Origin of the sequence: Stenotrophomonas maltophilia (genome assembly GCF_900186865.1) — a bacterium.
GTDB classification, from domain to species: Bacteria; Pseudomonadota; Gammaproteobacteria; order Xanthomonadales; family Xanthomonadaceae; genus Stenotrophomonas; species Stenotrophomonas maltophilia.
Map to the genome: position 1 here is coordinate 2,360,844 of NZ_LT906480.1, position 17,070 is coordinate 2,377,913.

The window sequence follows — 17,070 nt, forward strand, 5'->3', positions numbered from 1 at the left end:
ATGGTCTTCGCCCGTTGCTGCACCGTGTTGTTGCTGGCCCTTGTGGCCTGGCCCGCTGGCGCGCAGTCGCCGCTGATCTCCCGGCCGCAGGCCAGCACGCCGTTGCTGATTGCCCCGGCTGCCGAGCAGGCGGTCCGACTGCGACACGCCCGCATCGAAGGCGAGGTCCAGGCCGGCGTTGCCCAGACCCGGATCACCTTGGAATTCCACAACCCAAACCGTCGTGTGCTGGAGGGTGAGCTGCAGTTCCCGCTGGCTGATGGCCAGCAGATCACCGGCTTCGCGCTGGATATCAACGGCGAGATGCGTGACGCGGTGCCGGTGGCCAAGGACCGCGGCCGCCAGGTGTTCGAGGAAATCGCCCGCCGTGGTGTCGATCCGGGCCTGCTGGAACAGACCGCCGGCAACCAGTTCCGCCTGCGCGTCTACCCGCTGCCGGCCGGTGGCAGTCGGCGTGTGCAGCTGGTGATCCGCGAACCGCTGGCCTTCGCCGGCCAAGGCTGGCAGTGGACGCTGCCGCTGCAGTTCGCCGCCGGTGCAGCCTCGGTTGAACTGAAGGTGCATGCTCCCGACGCGGCCACCGCAGGTACTGCGCCATTCCGCATCAGCGCGGGCCAGCTGCAGTGGCAGGGCAAGGGTGCGCAGCTGCCGAAGCAACTCCAGTGGAACCTGCCGGCAGCCCGCCACGCACAGGTGCAGGTGGCGCCCTGGCAGGATGGGCACTACCTGTTGGCACAGCTGCCGGTGGCGGCCAGCAGTACACCCCGCACGTTGCCGAGCGAGATCGGCCTGCTGTGGGACGGCTCCGGTTCGGCGGGGCAGCGCGATCGCACACGTGAGTTCGCCCTGCTGGATCGCTATTTCGCAGCGCTGGGTGACGGCACCGTGGCCTTGACCGTGCTGCGTGATCGCGCTGAACCGGTGCGTCGCTTCCGCATCCGCGCCGGCAACTGGAGTGAGCTGCGCGCAGCACTGCAGGCGGTGCGCCCGGACGGTGCCAGCGCGCTGGCGCAGTGGCAGTCGCAGCCGGGCGTGAAGGAGTACCTGCTGGTCAGCGATGGGCTGTTGACCTACGGGCCGGAACAGCTGCCGGCGATGGCGCCGGATCAACGCCTGTTTGCGGTCAGCAGCGCCGGTGCGCGCACCGATGCCGTGCGACTGCGTGGTTGGACCGAAGCGCGTGGCGGCCGCTTCGTTGCGCTGGGCGAGGATGTTGATGCGGCGGCGCGCGAGCTGCTGTCGTCGCCGCTGGATGTGCAGGTCGATGCGGGGCGCGGCGTGCAGGACGTGGTGATCGATCGTCGCAGTGAAGCCCAGGGCTGGCTGTGGCTGCACGCACGACTGGCGGCCGACGGAGTGCCGATGCGGGTGCGCGTGGGTGGCGGCGAATGGCAGGCGCTGCCCGCCACGCAGAAGAGCAACGACGGAGAACTGCTGGCGGGCTTGTGGGCGCAGGCGCGCCTGCAGCAGCTGGCCGCCGACCGCCGTGGCAACCGCGAGGCGATGCAGCGGCTGTCGCAGCAGTTTGGCCTGGTCGGCCCGGACACCTCGCTGATCGTGCTGGAGACGTTGGAGGACTACCTGCGCTATGCGATCCGCCCTTCGGGCACGCTGCGCGCCGGGTACGACGCCAGGTTTGCAGTGCAGGTAAGAGATCGCGCCGCTGCTGATCGCCAGCGCCTGGATGAGGTGGCGGCACGCTGGAAGGAGCGCCAGCAGTGGTGGAGCCGCAGCTGGCCGAAGGGTGTGCCACCGCAGGCGAAGGGCGGGGCACTGGAAGTGGCCTCGGCGGACCATGCGATGGAATCGGCGCCGGTGGCAATGCTCGCCGCGCCGGCCCCTGCGGCACCGCCCGCCCCGGCACCGATGGCCGCCGCCGCCGAGCAGCGCATGGAAGCCAACAGCGCGCGTGCACGTCGCTCGGCGCCTGCATCGAACAAGGCCCTGGATTCAATTACGGTCACTGGTGGCCGTGTCGCTGCGCCCGCTGCCGCCAACGAGGGCGAGCTCGGTATCCAGCTGGCGGCCTGGCAGCCGGACTCGGCCATCGCCCGGCGCCTGCGCCAGGGCCCGGCGTCGGAACTGTATGACCGCTACCTGGCCGAGCGCGATGCGCATGCCGACAGCAGCGCGTTCTTCCTCGACGTGGCCGACCTGCTGCTGGAGCAGGGTCAGCGCGACCTGGCACTGCGCGTGCTGTCCAACCTGGCCGAGATGGACCTGGACAACCGCCACCTGCTGCGCGTGCTCGGTTACCGGCTGATGCAGGCTGATGCCCCCGCACTGGCGGTGCCGGTGTTCGAGCAGGTGCTGGCGATGGGCCAGGAAGAGCCGCAGAGCTTCCGCGACCTGGGCCTTGCACTGGCCGCGGCCGGCAAGCCGCAGCAGGCGCTGGCGCCGCTGTACCAGGTGGTTGTGCGGCCGTGGGACAGCCGTTTCGATGGCATCGCCCTGATCGCACTGGATGAACTGACCAACCTGGTGGCCCGCAGCACGCCCCGGCTGGATACCACCAGCATCGACCCGCGCCTGCTGCAGGCAATGCCGCTGGACCTGCGCGTGGTGCTGTCGTGGGATGCCGACAACAGCGACATGGATCTGTGGGTGACCGACCCGAACGGCGAGCGCGCGTACTACGGCAACCGCCTGACCTACCAGGGTGGGCAGATGTCGCAGGACTTCACCGGCGGCTATGGCCCCGAGCAGTTCTCCCTGCGCAACGCCAAGCCGGGCAAGTACAAGGTGGAAGCGAACTACTTCGGAAGCCGCCAGCAGCTGGTGACCGGTGCGACGACCCTGATGCTGCGCTTGACCACCCATTGGGGCACGGCCAAGCAGAAGGACCAGATGGTGACGATGCGCCTGAAGGATCGCGCCGAAACCGTGCTGGTGGGCGAGTTCGAGGTGCGTTGACCGCTCGGACGTCCGCGTAGCGTCGAGCTTGCTCGACTGCTTTGATGTAGAGCCGGGGCCATGCCCGGCTCACGGCACAGGCAGCCGAGCCTCGGTGCGGCGCTACAACGCCACGGTGCGCGCCTTTGACGCCGCTGGCGGATCGGCACGCAGGCCGAACAGGGGCCGCAGCCAGCGGCAGCGACGGATCAGCAGCTCGTGGATCAGCAGGCAGCCGCCGACGGTGCCGCCCAGCAGCAGTGCCGGTTCCAGCCATGGGTCCAGCTGCAGCGGTCTGAGCCAGAACAACAGCACGATGATCAGGCTCTGGTGCAGCATGTACCACGGATAGATCGCCTCGGTGCAGTACGGCAGCCAGCGGAACGGGCGGTCGAGGAAGACCTTTCCCCAGCCGAGGATGGCCAGCAGCGCGGTCCAGACGTACAGCGACTGGCTGGCCCGGCCCTGCAGGTCCCAGAACGGTTCGGGCCATTGCCGCAGCGGTGAGTCGGCGGGCAGCACCTGGCCGAGGATGCGCAACCCCAGATACCAGCCAACGGCAGCAAGCGCCAGCCACAGCGTGGTGCGGCGCAGGGCGACCACGCGCTGCCAGAACACCGGCTCACGACCCAGCAGGTAGCCGGCCAGGAATACCGTTGCGTACTTCGCGTGCTGGTACCAGTCGCTGAGCAGGGCATTGGTGGACGGGTAGATCGGCTCCAGCCAGATCACCCAGGCCAGCAGCAGGGCGGACGGAAGGCCGATCAGCAGCATCGGCGATGCTGCGCAGAACGCCACCGCGCGGCGCACCACCGCCGTTCCCAGCAACGGCATCAACAGGGCCAGTGCCAGCGTGTAGTTCCAGAGATACGCCAGGTACCACAGATGGTTCCAGGTGATGCCGTACTGCCAACCGGCGAAACTCCCTTCCGGCCACGGCCGCACCTGCCAATAGCGCAGCAGGAAGTGGCCGAAGCCGGGTGCCACGTGGCCGTTGGCTACGCCTTCGCAGTAGGGCTGGATCGGCACGATCACGAACATGCCGAACAGCAGCGGCAGCAGCAGCCGCCAGGTGCGCAGGCCGGCGAAGCGCAGCAACCTGCCTTCCGGCCGCATCAGCGCGATGGCGATACCCGAGATCAGGAACAGCAGCGACATCCGCCAGCGGTTGACGAACAGCATCGGCCACTGCAGCCATTCGGCGGTATGCACGCTCTTGAGGTGAAAGCCCCAGTCGTCCACGTAGGCCATGGCGGTGTGGTAGAGGATCAGCAGAGCGAAGGCGAACACGCGCAGGGCGTCGATGTCGTAGCGTCGGGGCATGGTGGTGGTGTGCCGGAGAGTCGAGCCAAGGTGACGCCGTCCGGTCCTTGCGGCGACTGGCAAGGGGCCGTTGGAACCGACGCAGTGACCAATGGCGGGCGTGGTGGGACCAATGGAGCCGCTACCCTTGGTCCCTTGAGGCAGGCTGGAGCACCGCAACGACATGGATGCAGCAATGACCCAGGGCCGACCATCGCGCTGGCGTACTTCAACCCGCCTGCTGGTATGGGCGGCGATCCTGTCGGCCTCGGCAGTGACCAATGCGCTGGTGGAAGTGATGGACGCCAGTCGCCGCGGCGCCGATCTCGGGCTGTGGGAGCCGATGATCTGGGAGTTCAGCAGCCTCGCCCTGATCCTGTTGACCCTGCCGTTGCTGTGGTGGGGCTGCGAGCGCTGGCCGCTGCATGCCGATACCTGGAGGCGGCGGTTGCCGCTGTATCTGCTGGCCAGCGTCGGCTGGTCGCTGCTGCACGTGGTGGGGATGATGCTGCTGCGGCATCTGGCCTACGCGTCGCTGGGCTACCGCTACCAGGACGATGCCGGTTTGTTGGAGCGTTTTGCCTACGAGTACCTGAAGGATGTGCGCACGTTCGCGATGTTCGTGGCCCTCGAGCACTTTGCCAGCTGGTTCGGCAGGCGCAGGCAGGGCGAAGCGAGCCTGCTGGCCGAGCCCGACGTCGGCCCGCCGGTGGAGCCGGTCGAGCGCCCCCAGCACTTCCTGGTGCGCAAGCTGGGCAAGGAATTCCTGGTTGCCACCGCAGATGTGGAGTACGCGCAGGCCGCGGGGAACTACGTGAACCTGCGGGTACGCGGCCACGACTACCCGCTGCGCATCACCATGGCGGTGCTGGAGCAGCGGCTGGACCCGGGCGAGTTCCTGCGCCCGCATCGCAGCTGGCTGATCAATCGCGGTCAGTTGCGCTCGATCGAGCCGCTGGACGGAGGCGAGGCCCTGCTGCACATGGCCGATGGAGCCAAAGTGCCCTGCAGCCGGCGCCAGCTGCCGGTCCTGCGGCAGGCGCTGGGCGGCGCGGGCGCGGGTAGAGTCGACTGTTGGTCGACTATCGCGCGCAGCGCGGGCTCCACCGCAACCTGAATGAAAAGCAGTCGACTGACAGTCGACTCTACAGAGGCGGGTCTACCAGTGGTTGGCTCCCAGCGGCAGGCCTGGTCCCTCATTCCGGGCGCCCCCGGCCTGCGGTATCATTGGCAGTCATCTTTTGAATGCATAACCGCCGACATGATCGAACTGAATCCTGTCCGCCAGCGCATCACCGATCTGACCGATCGCGTGCTGTCGCTTCGGGGGTATCTTTGACTACGACGCCAAGAAAGAGCGTCTTGAAGAAGTAACGCGGGAGCTGGAAAGCCCCGACGTCTGGAACAACGCCGAGTACGCCCAGAACCTGGGCCGCGAACGTTCCAGCCTGGAAAAGACCGTGGGCGGCATCGCCTCGGTGCTGGATGGCCTGAACGACGCCACCGAACTGCTCGAGCTGGCCGAGTCCGAGCAGGACGAGGACACCGCACTGGCGGTGGTCGCCGACCTGGACAAGCACCAGGCGCACGTGGAAAAGCTGGAGTTCCAGCGCATGTTCTCCGGCGAGATGGACAATGCCGCTGCGTTCGTCGACATCCAGGCCGGTGCCGGTGGCACCGAAGCCCAGGACTGGGCCGAGATCCTGCTGCGCATGTACCTGCGCTGGTGTGAATCGCGCGGCTGGAAGACCGAGCTGATGGAAGTCTCCGGCGGCGACGTCGCCGGCATCAAGTCGGCCACGCTGCGCGTGGAAGGCGACTATGCCTATGGCTGGCTGAAGACCGAGACCGGTGTGCACCGCCTGGTGCGCAAGTCGCCGTTCGACTCGGACAATCGCCGCCACACCAGCTTCACCTCGGTGTTCGTGTCGCCGGAAATCGACGACAACATCGACATCACCATCAATCCGGCCGACCTGCGTACCGACGTGTACCGTTCGTCGGGTGCCGGTGGCCAGCACGTGAACAAGACCGAGTCGGCGGTGCGCATCACCCACATCCCGACCAACATCGTGGTGGCCTGCCAGACCGGCCGCAGCCAGCACCAGAACCGCGACAACGCGATGAAGATGCTGGCCGCCAAGCTGTACGAGCTGGAGATCCAGAAGCGCAACGCCGAAAAGGACGCCGTGGAAGCGACCAAGTCCGACATCGGCTGGGGCAGCCAGATCCGCAATTACGTGCTCGACCAGAGCCGCATCAAGGACCTGCGTACCGGCATCGAACGTTCGGATACGCAGAAGGTGCTGGACGGCGATCTGGACGAGTTCGTCGAGGCCAGCCTGAAGGCCGGCCTGGCCGTGGGCTCCAAGCGCGTCGATGCCTGATCGACGCGCCTGCGCGGATATCGTCACCCTCATGCGCAACGCCGAGGGTGGCTGATCACGCTTCCGGTAGAGCCGAGCCCATGCTCGGCTGCTGTTGGCGCAGTAGCAGATGCGTCGAGCATGGCTCGACGCTACAACGGGTACGGCGGTGGCGATGATGCGCAGCGAAAGTGAACGCAAGGAACTTGGCGGCTTCCTCAAGGCCTGCCGCGCCCGTGTCGACCCCGCCACGCTCGGCCTGCCGGCCGGGCGGCGGCGCACCCCGGGCCTGAAGCGCGAGGAAGTGGCGCTGGCGATCGGGGTGAGCGTCAGCTGGTACACCTGGATCGAGCAGGGCCGTGAAGTGCGTGCCTCGCCCGAGGTGCTTGAGCGCCTGGCGCAGGTACTGCGCATGAGCGACGACGAACGCGCCTACGCATTCGCGCTGTCCGGCTACGGCGTGCCGCTGGAATCGCCGGACGAGAGCGTGACTGATGGCCTGCGCCAGTTGGTGGAAGCGATGCAGCCGATCCCGGCCTACGTACGCAACACCCGTTTCGACATCCTGGCCTGGAACCCGGCCATCGCCGAGCTGTTCGTGGACTACAGCCAGCTGGCGCCGCATGAGCGCAATACGCTGCGGCTGATGTTCCTGTACCCGCCGTACCGCACGCTGATCCTCAACTGGGAAGAAATGACCCGCGGCCTGCTGGCGGGCTTCCGCGCGGCGATGGCGCAGGCGCCGGACAAGGCCCCGTTCCTGGCGCTGGTGGAAGACATCGCCGCGCACAGCGAGGAGTTCCGCCAGTGGTGGCCGGAGCACGATGTACGTCGGTTCGATGAAGGGGCGAAGAAGCTGAACCATCCCACGCGCGGGTTGCTGGACCTGCAGTACGTGGCGCTGGTGCCGGAGAGCCGGCACGATCTTTCCTTGGTTACTTACCTGCCGCGTAGGTAGGTTGGTCGGCAGGGCTGCGCCCTGCACCCGCAGAGGCCGAAGCAACTGCAACAGCAACAGCGGGCATTCTGTGGGATGGCGGGGCGGTGTGGGTTGGCAGGACACGCCGTAAACCCGTCCCTGGGGGCTCGATGGCGCCATCCATGGCGCCAACGGTCCTGCCAACCCACACCGCCCCGCCTCTGACAGGTTCACGCGGCTGTTGGTAGGTGTCGACCTTGGTCGACACATCTGTCAGATATCGAATGAGTCATCCACGCATGGCGTGGATCTACTGTGTCGACCAAGGTCGACACCCACCAGGGCAATACGCCGTTCCGACAGATCGCGGAAATCTGTCGAAGGCGGGGTGGGTCCGGTTGCGGGAGTGTCCGCGGCATGGATGCCGCGGCCAAGCCCCCAAGGACGGGTTTACGGCGTCTCCCGCAACTGGACCCACCCCGCCATCCCACGGATAGCCCGCTGTTGCTGTTGCTTCGGCTGTTGCCGTTGCCTCTGCGGGTGCAGGGCGCAGCCCTGCCAGGAGCCCCCATTCAGACAGGCAAGTGCAGGTCACAGGATAAGCAGACGCCTTGTTGCCTCCGCCAATCGGGTCCACATTCCTGTGCAGGAGACGGGCCACCGCCCGTTGTCGAGACAACAGGAGCCCTGCATGTCCGCTGCCCCCACCACCGCCATTTCCCGCGATCCGGCCACCGGCCAGCAGATCGCCAGCCATCCCTTCGCCACCGACGCCGAGCTGGAAACAATCCTGGATCGCGGCCAGGTCGGCTTTGCGGCCTGGAGCGTCAAGAGCCTCGAACAGCGCGCAGACGTACTGCGTGCGATGGCCGCGGTGCTACGCCGTGACCGTGAAAAGCTGGCCGCGCTGGCTACCGCCGAAATGGGCAAGGTCCAGGCAGAAGCGCTGGCCGAAATCGAGAAGTGTGCTGTGCTGTGCGACTGGTACGCCGACAACGGTGCGCAGTTCCTGCGCGACGAACCGACCCAGGTGCCCGACGACAAGGCTTACGTGTCCTACCTGCCGCTGGGCGTGGTGCTGGGCATCATGCCGTGGAACTTCCCGTACTGGCAGGTGATGCGCGCGGCGGTGCCGATCCTGATGGGCGGCAACGGCTTCCTGCTGAAGCCGGCCGAGAACATCGTCGGTACCGCGCAGCTGCTCGACGCCGCCTGGCGCGATGCCGGCTTGCCGGAGGGCACCTTCATCGCGGCCAACATCAGCCGCGAGGGCACCAGCCGCGCGATCGCCGATGACCGCATCGCGGCGGTGACCCTGACCGGCAGTGTGGCCGCCGGCCGCAGCATTGCTGCCCAGGCCGGGCAGGCGCTGAAGAAGGTGGTGCTGGAACTGGGCGGTTCCGATCCGTTCATCGTCCTGGCCGACGCCGATCTTGATGCGGCCGTCGATGCGGCGGTGGCCTCGCGCTTCCAGAACACCGGGCAGGTCTGCATCGCCGGCAAGCGCATCATCGTTGAAGACGCGGTCTACGATCGTTTCGTGGCGCGGTTCTGCCAGAAGGTGCAGGCACTGACCATTGGCGACGGCCGTGACCCGGCAAACCGCATCGGCCCGATGGCGCGCCAGGATCTGCTGGAGCAGCTCGACGCGCAGGTACGCGCTTCGGTCGACGCCGGTGCGCAGCTGCTGGTCGGCGGGCACCAGCTGGATCGTCCGGGTGCGTTCTATGCACCCACCGTGCTGGCCGGGGTTGAGCCGGGCATGCAGGCCTTCGATACCGAAACGTTCGGGCCTGTGGCCTCGATCAGCCGCGCCCGCGACGCCGACCATGCGGTGGAACTGGCCAACCAGAGCGAGTTCGGCCTCAGCGGCAACCTGTGGAGTGGCGACCGCGCCCGTGCCATGCAGCTGGCGCGCCGGCTGCAGACCGGCGGTGTATTCGTCAACGGCTTCTCCGCGTCCGATCCGCGCGTGCCGATCGGCGGCGTGAAGAAGAGCGGCTTCGGCCGTGAGCTCTCGCACTTCGGCATCCGCGAATTCGTCAACGCGCAGACGGTGTGGTTCGACAAGCGTTGACGCGCAGCTTCCATCCTCCCTGCAACGATCCACCATCAGTCCAGCGAAAAGGACGGCATTCCAATGTCCAAGGGTTCAGATCTGCTTGTCGCCGCACTTGAGAACGAAGGCGTCGAGCGCATTTTCGGCATTCCCGGCGAAGAAAATCTCGACGTGGTCGAGTCGCTGCGCCATTCCAGCATCGAGCTGGTCATCACCCGTCACGAGCAGGCGGCGGTGTTCATGGCGGCCACCTATGGCCGCTTGACCGGCAAGCCGGGCGTGTGCCTTGCCACGCTCGGCCCCGGCGCGCTGAATTTCACCACTGGCGCCGCGTATGCGCTGCTTGGCGCATGGCCGGTCATCATGATCACCGGGCAGAAGGGCATCGTCGCCAGCAAGCAGGCGCGCTTCCAGATCGTCGACATCGTCAGCACGATGAAGCCGCTGACCAAGTTGGCGCGTCAGATCGTCTCGGCGCGCACCATCCCGACCATCGTCCGCGAGGCGTTCCGTGTCGCCCAGGAAGAGCGCCCGGGCCCGGTGCTGCTGGAGCTGCCCGAAGATATCGCGGCCGATGAGGTCGAGGGCGTGGCGCTGATTCCGCCGCACGCGGTGGATCGTCCCATTGCCAGTCCGGAGGCGCTGGATCGGGCGGCGGAGATCATCCGCAACGCCAAGCGCCCCCTGCTGATGATCGCCTCGGCGGCGTCGCGGCCGCAGTCCAGCGAAGCGCTGTCGGCGTTCGTGTTGCGCGCCGGCATTCCGTTCTTCACCACGCAGATGGGGAAGGGCGCGGTGGCCGGTGGTTCGGGCCTGTACATGGGCACCGCGGCGCTGACCGAGCGCGATTACGTGCACATGGCGATCGACCAGGCCGACGTGATCGTGACCATCGGCCACGAGGTCACCGAGAAGCCGCCGTTCGTGATGCGCCCGGGTGGGCCGACCGTGATCCATATCGGCTACTCGCAGGCGGCCGTGGAGCAGGTGTACTTCCCGCAGGTGGAAGTGATCGGTGACATCGGTCGTTCGCTGACCCAGTTGGCCGATCGTATCGAAGGCGCGGTGCCGAACGCTGACGCGCTGCTGCCGCTGCGCGCGACCATTCTGGAACACCTGGCTGACCGAGCCGAGGAGGCTGGATTCACGCCTCAGCGGCTGGTGCACGACGTGCGCCAGGTGATGCCGCCGGACGGCATCGTGGCGCTGGACAACGGCATGTACAAGATCTGGTTCGCGCGCAATTACCGCACCCAGGTGGCCAATACGCTGCTGCTGGACAATGCGTTGGCGACCATGGGCGCGGGTCTGCCGTCGGCGATCATGGCTTCGATCCTGTACCCGCAGCGGCGGGTGCTGGCGGTGTGCGGCGATGGCGGGTTCATGATGAACAGCCAGGAGCTGGAGACCGCGCGTCGGCTGGGCCTGAACCTGGTGGTGCTGATCCTCAACGACGGCGCCTACGGCATGATCCGCTGGAAGCAGGCGGTAGATGGCTTCACCGACTACGGCATGACCTTCAGCAACCCGGATTTCGTGAAGTACGCGGAAGCCTACGGCTGCAAGGGCCACGAGGTGACCGCCATCGAGCAGTTCATCCCGACGCTGGAGGCGGCCTTCAACGAGGGCGGGGTGCACCTGGTGTCGGTGCCGGTGGACTATTCGGAGAACCAGCGGGTGCTGGTGGACGAGTTGCGGCAGGCGTTCCCTGGGAACGGTTGACGCCGGGACGAGCGCCAACCAAGGTTGGCGACTACCGGGGCATCGGTTCCCCGGAATCCGGTAGGTGTCGACCTTGGTCGACACACGGACCGCCAACCAAGGTTGGCGGCCATCTGGGCGGGCCCGGCCCAAGGCCGGGGCAGGGCGGTTTTGGTATGCTGGGCAACCGGCTGTGCCGGGTGCAACATCCCCCCTCACTACACGATTCCCGCAGATCCATGAGCGAAGCTACCGATACCCCCCCCGTTGACGAAAACAAGTTGATCGCCGAGCGCCGCGAGAAACTCAAAACGCTGCGTGGGCAGGGCATCGCGTACCCGAACGACTTCCGTCGCGAGGACTTCGCCGGCCGCCTGCAGGAAGAATTCGCCGATGCCGAGGCCTGGACCGCCGAGGCGCTGGAAGGCAACGGCCGCCAGGTGAAGATGGCCGGCCGCCTGATGGCCAAGCGCATCATGGGCAAGGCCAGCTTCGCGCAGATCCAGGACGAGTCCGGCCGCATCCAGCTGTTCCTGCAGGGCGCGGTGCTGGGCGATGCCTACACGGCCTTCAAGGGCTGGGACGTGGGCGACATCATCGCCGTCGAAGGCGGCCTGACCCGTACCAAGACCGGCGAACTGTCGGTCAAGGCCGAGTCGATCCGCCTGCTGACCAAGTCGCTGCGCCCGCTGCCGGACAAGTGGCACGGCCTGGCCGACGTCGAGCAGCGCTACCGCCAGCGTTACGTCGATCTGATCGTGACTCCGGAATCGCGCGCGGTGTTCATCAAGCGCTCGAAGATCATCCGCGCCATGCGCGCGTGGCTGGACAACCGCGACTTCCTGGAAGTCGAGACGCCGATGATGCATTACATCCCCGGCGGCGCGACGGCCAAGCCGTTCACCACCCATCACAACGCGCTGGACCTGGACCTGTACCTGCGCGTGGCGCCGGAGCTGTACCTCAAGCGCCTGACCGTGGGTGGCCTGGAGCGCGTGTACGAGATCAACCGCAACTTCCGCAATGAAGGCGTCAGCACCCGCCACAATCCGGAGTTCACCATGATGGAACTGTACGAGGCCTATGCCACGTACAACGAAATCATGGACCTGACCGAGGGTGTGATCCGTGATGTGGCCAAGGCCGTGAACGGTGGCACCGAAGTGGAATGGGACGGCGCGAAGATCGACCTGGGTCCGGCGTTCCGCCGCTGGCGCATGGATGAGGCGGTGCGCCACCACAACCCGGAAATCTCGGCCGCTGATTGCACTGACCGCGATGCGCTGCTGCGCCATTGCGAGCGCTTGAACATCCGCGTCAAGCCGTCCTACGGCTGGGGCAAGCTGTTGCTGGAGATCTTCGAGGCCACGGTCGAGCACACCCTGATCCAGCCGACCTTCATCACCGACCATCCGGTCGAGGTCTCGCCGCTGGCCCGTGCCAATGACAACGACCCGGGCTACACGGATCGCTTCGAGCTGTTCGTCAACGGCAAGGAGCTGGCCAACGGCTTCTCCGAACTGAACGACCCGGAAGACCAGGCCCAGCGTTTCCAGGCCCAGGTGGCCGCGAAGGAAGGCGGCGACGACGAGGCGATGCATTACGACGCCGACTACATCCGTGCGCTGGAGTACGGCATGGCCCCGACCGGCGGCCTCGGCATCGGCGTTGATCGCCTGGTGATGCTGCTGACCGGCAGCAGCTCGATCCGTGACGTGCTGCTGTTCCCGTACATGCGTCCGGAGCAGTAAGTCGTCTTTTTGACTCCCGTTTGTGCGCGCCGTCCCGAAATGAGACGGCGCGATTGACGCCTCCCGCGCTCGGCGTATCGTTAATGCACTACCTTGACGTCTGTTATGGCTTGATCGGCGCCAGGGGGAGTGCGCATTGTGGAGAGTCCGCTTCACAATGTGATGACGATCATGAACCGGGACGCATGACACGGGAGTCGGGCCGATGCAGGGTGCGAGCGTTCGCAGCAGCAGGGTATCCTCGCCTGCTGATGATCCAGCATGGTCGAGAAACCAGGCGGAGTACGCGTTGAACATCGTCATTGTTGACGACCAGACGTCCGCGCGGACGATGCTGCGTCACGTCATCGAAGACATCGCGCCGGAACTGAGCGTGTATGACTTCGGTGATCCGCTGACCGCATTGGCTTGGTGCGAGGCGCACCCGGTCGACCTGCTGCTGCTCGATTACCGCATGCCGAAGATGGACGGGCTGGAGTTCGCCCGTCGATTCCGTCGCCTGCCCAAGCACCGCGATATCCCGGTGATCCTGATCACCGTGGTCGGCGACGAGCCGATCCGCCAGGCGGCGCTGGAAGCGGGGGTCATCGACTTCCTGGTCAAGCCGATCCGCCCGCGCGAACTGCGCGCGCGCTGCTACAACCTGCTGCAGCTGCGCCAGCAGACCGAGAACGTGAAGCAACGTGCGTTGTCGCTGGAGCAGCGCCTGCTGGCCAGCATGCACGAGGTCGAGGAACGCGAACGCGAGACCCTGTCGCGATTGGCGCGGGCGATCGAGTTCCGTGATGCCGGCACCAGTGCCTATCTTGAACGCATGGCGCGCGTTGCGGGGCTGATCGCCGAGCAGCTTGGCCTGCCCGAAGACGACGTGCGCCTGATCGAGATGGCGGCACCGCTGCATGACATGGGCAAGATCGCCATTCCCGACGCGGTGCTGCTCAAGCAGGGCAAGCTCAATGACGAGGAGCTGGCGATCATGCGCCGGCACCCACGCATCGGCCACGAGCTGCTCAGTGGCAGCCAGAACCGTTTCATCCAGGTGGGCGCGCTCATCGCGCTGCGCCATCACGAGCGCTATGACGGCAGCGGCTATCCCGACGGCCTGGTCGGCGAAGCGATCCCGCTGGAAGCGCGGATCGTTGCTGTCGCCGACGTCTTCGATGCGCTGATCTCGCCCCGTCCGTACAAGGAAGCATGGACCATGGAAGCCACACTGGCTTATCTGTACGCCCAGCGTGGGCGACTGTTCGATTCGCGTTGCGTGGATGCGCTGATGCGCGGCCACCAGCAGTTGATGGATATCTGCGCCCAGCACTCGACGGCATCGACGCGACCGGGTGGGTGACATGCAGGACCTGTTCGCACGCGTGAGGCGTCGGCTGGCGCAGCGTCCGGATTCGGAACATGGCCAGGCGATCGTGCGGGTGGTGCTGATCTCGCTGATCCTGGTCTATGTTCTGTTGTCCGGCGCCCGCCTGCACCGGCTGGATCAGTACCAGGGCGCGCTGGCAACGGCGGTGACCGGGCTGGGCCTGTCGCTGCTGTTGTTCGGCTGGCTGCTGTGGAAGCCGCAGCGCTCGGACCCGCGGCGGGTGGCCGGGATGCTGGCCGATTACGGCCTGATCGCGATCGGCATGATCCAGATGGGTGAGCCGCTGGCGTGGGTGTATGCGGTGGTGATGTGGGTCACGGTGGGCAACGGCCTGCGCTTCGGGCCGCGTTACCTGACCGCTGCCATCGTGCTGGCGATGGTCAGTTTCGGCACTACCGTGCTGTTGACTCCCTATTGGCAGGCCAACCTGGGGCTGGCCATTTCCCTGTGGTTGGGGTTGCTGGCAGTACCGTTGTGCTGCTCCTCCCTGCTGCGCCGAAGGATGCGACATCCAACCATGGATACGATTCCCGCCGCTGGATCCGACAAGCGCTCGCTGTTGGCCCGCTTCAAGCATCGCCTGTCCGGGCGCGAGGACAGCGAGCACGCGCAGAACCTGATCCGCATCATCATCACGGCACTGTTCATCAGCTATCTCGGCTGGCGCTCGCTGAGCGGCGGCGGTGAGGCGCTGACGGCGACGTGGCTGATCCTCGCCTTCGAGCTGACCATTTCCGCCGGCCTGCTGACCGCGATCCTGGTCAATCCGGGCGTGTCGCATGTGCGCCGGGTGATCGGCATGCTGACCGATTACACCTGCATGGCCTGGATCATGACCATCCAGGGCGAGCCGGCCGCACCGCTGTATGCGGTGATGCTGTGGGTGACGATCGGCAACGGCATGCGCTACGGCAGCACCTACCTGCGCGTGGCCACGGCCATGGGCTGCCTGGCCTTCCTGTGCACGGTGATGCTGTCGCCGTACTGGCGCGGCCACGATTATCTGGGCTGGGGCCTGTTGCTGGGCCTGGGTGCGATTCCGCTGTACTTCGATTCGCTGCTGCATGCCTTGACCCGGGCGGTGGCCGAGGCGCGCCAGGCCAACGAAGCCAAGAGCCGCTTCCTGGCCAACATGAGCCATGAGTTCCGCACGCCGTTGAACGGGCTGGCCGGCATGACCGAAGTGCTGGCCACCACCCGCCTGGACGACGAACAGCGCGAGTGCCTGAACACCATCCAGGCCTCGACCCGCAGCCTGCTGGCGCTGGTGGAAGAGGTGCTGGACATCTCCGCGATCGAAGCTGGCAAGGTGCGCGTGGAGTGGCACGAGTTCGCGCTGGCCGACGTGCTGCAGGCGATCAACCTGATCCTGACCCCGCAGACCCGCTCCAAATCGCTGGATTATCGCGTGCAGGTGGACGACAACGTGCCGCCGCGCCTGCTCGGGGATGCCGGGCATCTGCAGCAGATCCTGCTGAACCTGATGGGCAACGCGGTCAAGTTCACCGACAGTGGCTACGTGCATCTGCGCGTGTCCAGCCCCGATGCGCTGGGCAGCGAGCGGATGCGCCTGCGATTCGAGATCGTCGATACCGGCATCGGCGTGCCGGTGGCGTTGCGCGGACGCCTGTTCAATGCCTTCGAGCAGGGCGATGTCGGCCTGGCCCGGCGCCATGAAGGCACCGGTCTGGGCACCGCCATTGCCAAGGGCCTGGTCGAGTCGATGGGCGGGCAGGTCGGCTATGCGCCGAACAGCCCGCGCGGCAGCGTGTTCTGGGTCGAGATCACGCTGGACGTCGCAGACACCTCATCAGCCCCGGCGGTTCCGTCCGAAGTGGCTGAAGCCGGCAATGTCATCGCGTTTTCCAACCCCTTCCTGCGCCATCGTGCACGGGTGCGGAGCCTGCGGGTTCTGGTCGCCGACGACCACGAGGCCAACCGCATGGTGCTGCAGCGGCTGCTGGAGAAGGCCGGCCACAAGGTCACCTGCGTCAACGGCGGCGCTGAAGTGCTCGATGCGCTGGAGCAGGCCAGTTACGACGCAGCGATCGTCGACCTGCACATGCCCGGCATGAGCGGACTGGATCTGCTCAAGCAGTTGCGGGTGATGCAGGCCAGCGGCATGCCTTACGTTCCGGTCATGGTGCTGAGCGCAGACGTCACCCCCGAGTCCATCCTGCGTTGCGAGCAGGCCGGCGCCCGCGCCTTCCTTGCCAAGCCCGTGGTGGCCACCCGCCTGCTGGAAGTGCTGGCCGATGTCGCCGCCAACACCCGCGCCGAGCCCGGCATACAGTCGGTGCCTGCATTGCCGGTCGGCGATGGCGTGCTCGATACCGCGGTGCTGGACGAGCTGGCGTCGCTGGGCATGGGCGATGGCTTCGAACGCAAGTTCATCGACCAGTGCCTGGCGGACGTTGACGCGAGCATGGGCCAGCTGCAGGGCTGCGGCGAGCGCCAGGCATGGGAGGATTTCCGCGAGCACGCCCACGCGCTGCGTGGCGTGGCGAGCAACCTGGGGCTTGTCCAGGTTGCCGCCTCCAGTGGCGAAATCATGCGCATGGCGGACTGGCAGCTGAAGGGTGAATGGAGCTCCCGCCTCGGCAACTTGGCGACCGCTCTGCGCAACGGCAGGAATGCGTTGGCTGCCCGTAGTGCGGGGGCACCGCACCGCGACGACAGCGAGCGCAGCCCGTCCTGACCCGCCAGAC

Annotated in this window: 10 protein-coding genes; 9 read left to right on the forward strand and 1 reads right to left on the reverse strand. The window is 66.6% G+C overall.

Features of this window, described 5'->3' with window-relative positions; translation table 11 throughout:
- Positions 1-2,913 carry a VIT domain-containing protein gene (locus CKW06_RS11435; RefSeq protein WP_024958343.1) on the forward strand — a complete coding sequence of 971 codons (2,913 nt, stop codon included), beginning with the start codon at positions 1-3 and terminating at the stop codon, positions 2,911-2,913.
- A 102-nt stretch (positions 2,914-3,015) separates the two neighbouring features.
- Here the strand turns inward: CKW06_RS11435 and CKW06_RS11440 are convergent, their stop codons facing one another.
- Positions 3,016-4,215 carry an acyltransferase family protein gene (locus CKW06_RS11440; RefSeq protein WP_024958344.1) on the reverse strand — a complete coding sequence of 400 codons (1,200 nt, stop codon included), beginning with the start codon at positions 4,213-4,215 and terminating at the stop codon, positions 3,016-3,018.
- A 175-nt stretch (positions 4,216-4,390) separates the two neighbouring features.
- Between CKW06_RS11440 and CKW06_RS11445 the strand changes: the two genes are divergently transcribed.
- From CKW06_RS11445 to CKW06_RS11480, 8 genes are all read left to right on the forward strand, one after another.
- Positions 4,391-5,311 (forward strand): LytTR family DNA-binding domain-containing protein, encoded by a 921-nt coding sequence (locus tag CKW06_RS11445; protein WP_024958345.1) that lies wholly within the window; start codon positions 4,391-4,393, stop codon positions 5,309-5,311.
- A 144-nt stretch (positions 5,312-5,455) separates the two neighbouring features.
- A protein-coding gene (gene prfB, locus CKW06_RS11450; protein WP_014037064.1) for a peptide chain release factor 2 occupies positions 5,456-6,581 on the forward strand; the annotation gives its coding sequence in 2 pieces (ribosomal slippage) (positions 5,456-5,530 and positions 5,532-6,581; 1,125 coding nt in all).
- Between the two features lie 154 nt (positions 6,582-6,735).
- On the forward strand, positions 6,736-7,518 hold the full coding sequence (locus CKW06_RS11455) for a helix-turn-helix transcriptional regulator (protein WP_024958346.1): 783 nt from the start codon (positions 6,736-6,738) through the stop codon (positions 7,516-7,518).
- 652 nt (positions 7,519-8,170) lie between these two features.
- The gene (locus CKW06_RS11460) at positions 8,171-9,556 is read left to right on the forward strand and encodes an NAD-dependent succinate-semialdehyde dehydrogenase (protein WP_024957446.1); all 1,386 of its coding nucleotides are present in this window, start codon (positions 8,171-8,173) and stop codon (positions 9,554-9,556) included.
- Between the two features lie 63 nt (positions 9,557-9,619).
- Positions 9,620-11,260 carry an acetolactate synthase large subunit gene (locus CKW06_RS11465; RefSeq protein ID WP_005409493.1) on the forward strand — a complete coding sequence of 547 codons (1,641 nt, stop codon included), beginning with the start codon at positions 9,620-9,622 and terminating at the stop codon, positions 11,258-11,260.
- Positions 11,261-11,478: 218 nt separating this feature from the next.
- Positions 11,479-12,990, forward strand: a complete 1,512-nt coding sequence (gene lysS / locus CKW06_RS11470) for a lysine--tRNA ligase (RefSeq protein ID WP_024957445.1) — start codon at positions 11,479-11,481, stop codon at positions 12,988-12,990.
- Positions 12,991-13,195: 205 nt separating this feature from the next.
- Positions 13,196-14,335, forward strand: a complete 1,140-nt coding sequence (gene rpfG / locus CKW06_RS11475) for a cyclic di-GMP phosphodiesterase response regulator RpfG (protein ID WP_024957444.1) — start codon at positions 13,196-13,198, stop codon at positions 14,333-14,335.
- A gap of 1 nt (position 14,336) precedes the next feature.
- Positions 14,337-17,060 (forward strand): response regulator, encoded by a 2,724-nt coding sequence (locus CKW06_RS11480; RefSeq protein ID WP_077684481.1) that lies wholly within the window; start codon positions 14,337-14,339, stop codon positions 17,058-17,060.
- Positions 17,061-17,070: the final 10 nt, after the last annotated feature.

Coding starts and splice junctions, on each gene's coding strand:
- CKW06_RS11435 (WP_024958343.1), top strand. CDS start 1: ATGGTCTTCGCCCGTTGCTGCACCGTGTTGTTGCTGGCCCTTGTGGCC.
- CKW06_RS11440 (WP_024958344.1), bottom strand. CDS start 4,215: ATGCCCCGACGCTACGACATCGACGCCCTGCGCGTGTTCGCCTTCGCT.
- CKW06_RS11445 (WP_024958345.1), top strand. CDS start 4,391: ATGACCCAGGGCCGACCATCGCGCTGGCGTACTTCAACCCGCCTGCTG.
- CKW06_RS11455 (WP_024958346.1), top strand. CDS start 6,736: ATGATGCGCAGCGAAAGTGAACGCAAGGAACTTGGCGGCTTCCTCAAG.
- CKW06_RS11460 (WP_024957446.1), top strand. CDS start 8,171: ATGTCCGCTGCCCCCACCACCGCCATTTCCCGCGATCCGGCCACCGGC.
- CKW06_RS11465 (WP_005409493.1), top strand. CDS start 9,620: ATGTCCAAGGGTTCAGATCTGCTTGTCGCCGCACTTGAGAACGAAGGC.
- lysS (WP_024957445.1), top strand. CDS start 11,479: ATGAGCGAAGCTACCGATACCCCCCCCGTTGACGAAAACAAGTTGATC.
- rpfG (WP_024957444.1), top strand. CDS start 13,196: ATGCAGGGTGCGAGCGTTCGCAGCAGCAGGGTATCCTCGCCTGCTGAT.
- CKW06_RS11480 (WP_077684481.1), top strand. CDS start 14,337: ATGCAGGACCTGTTCGCACGCGTGAGGCGTCGGCTGGCGCAGCGTCCG.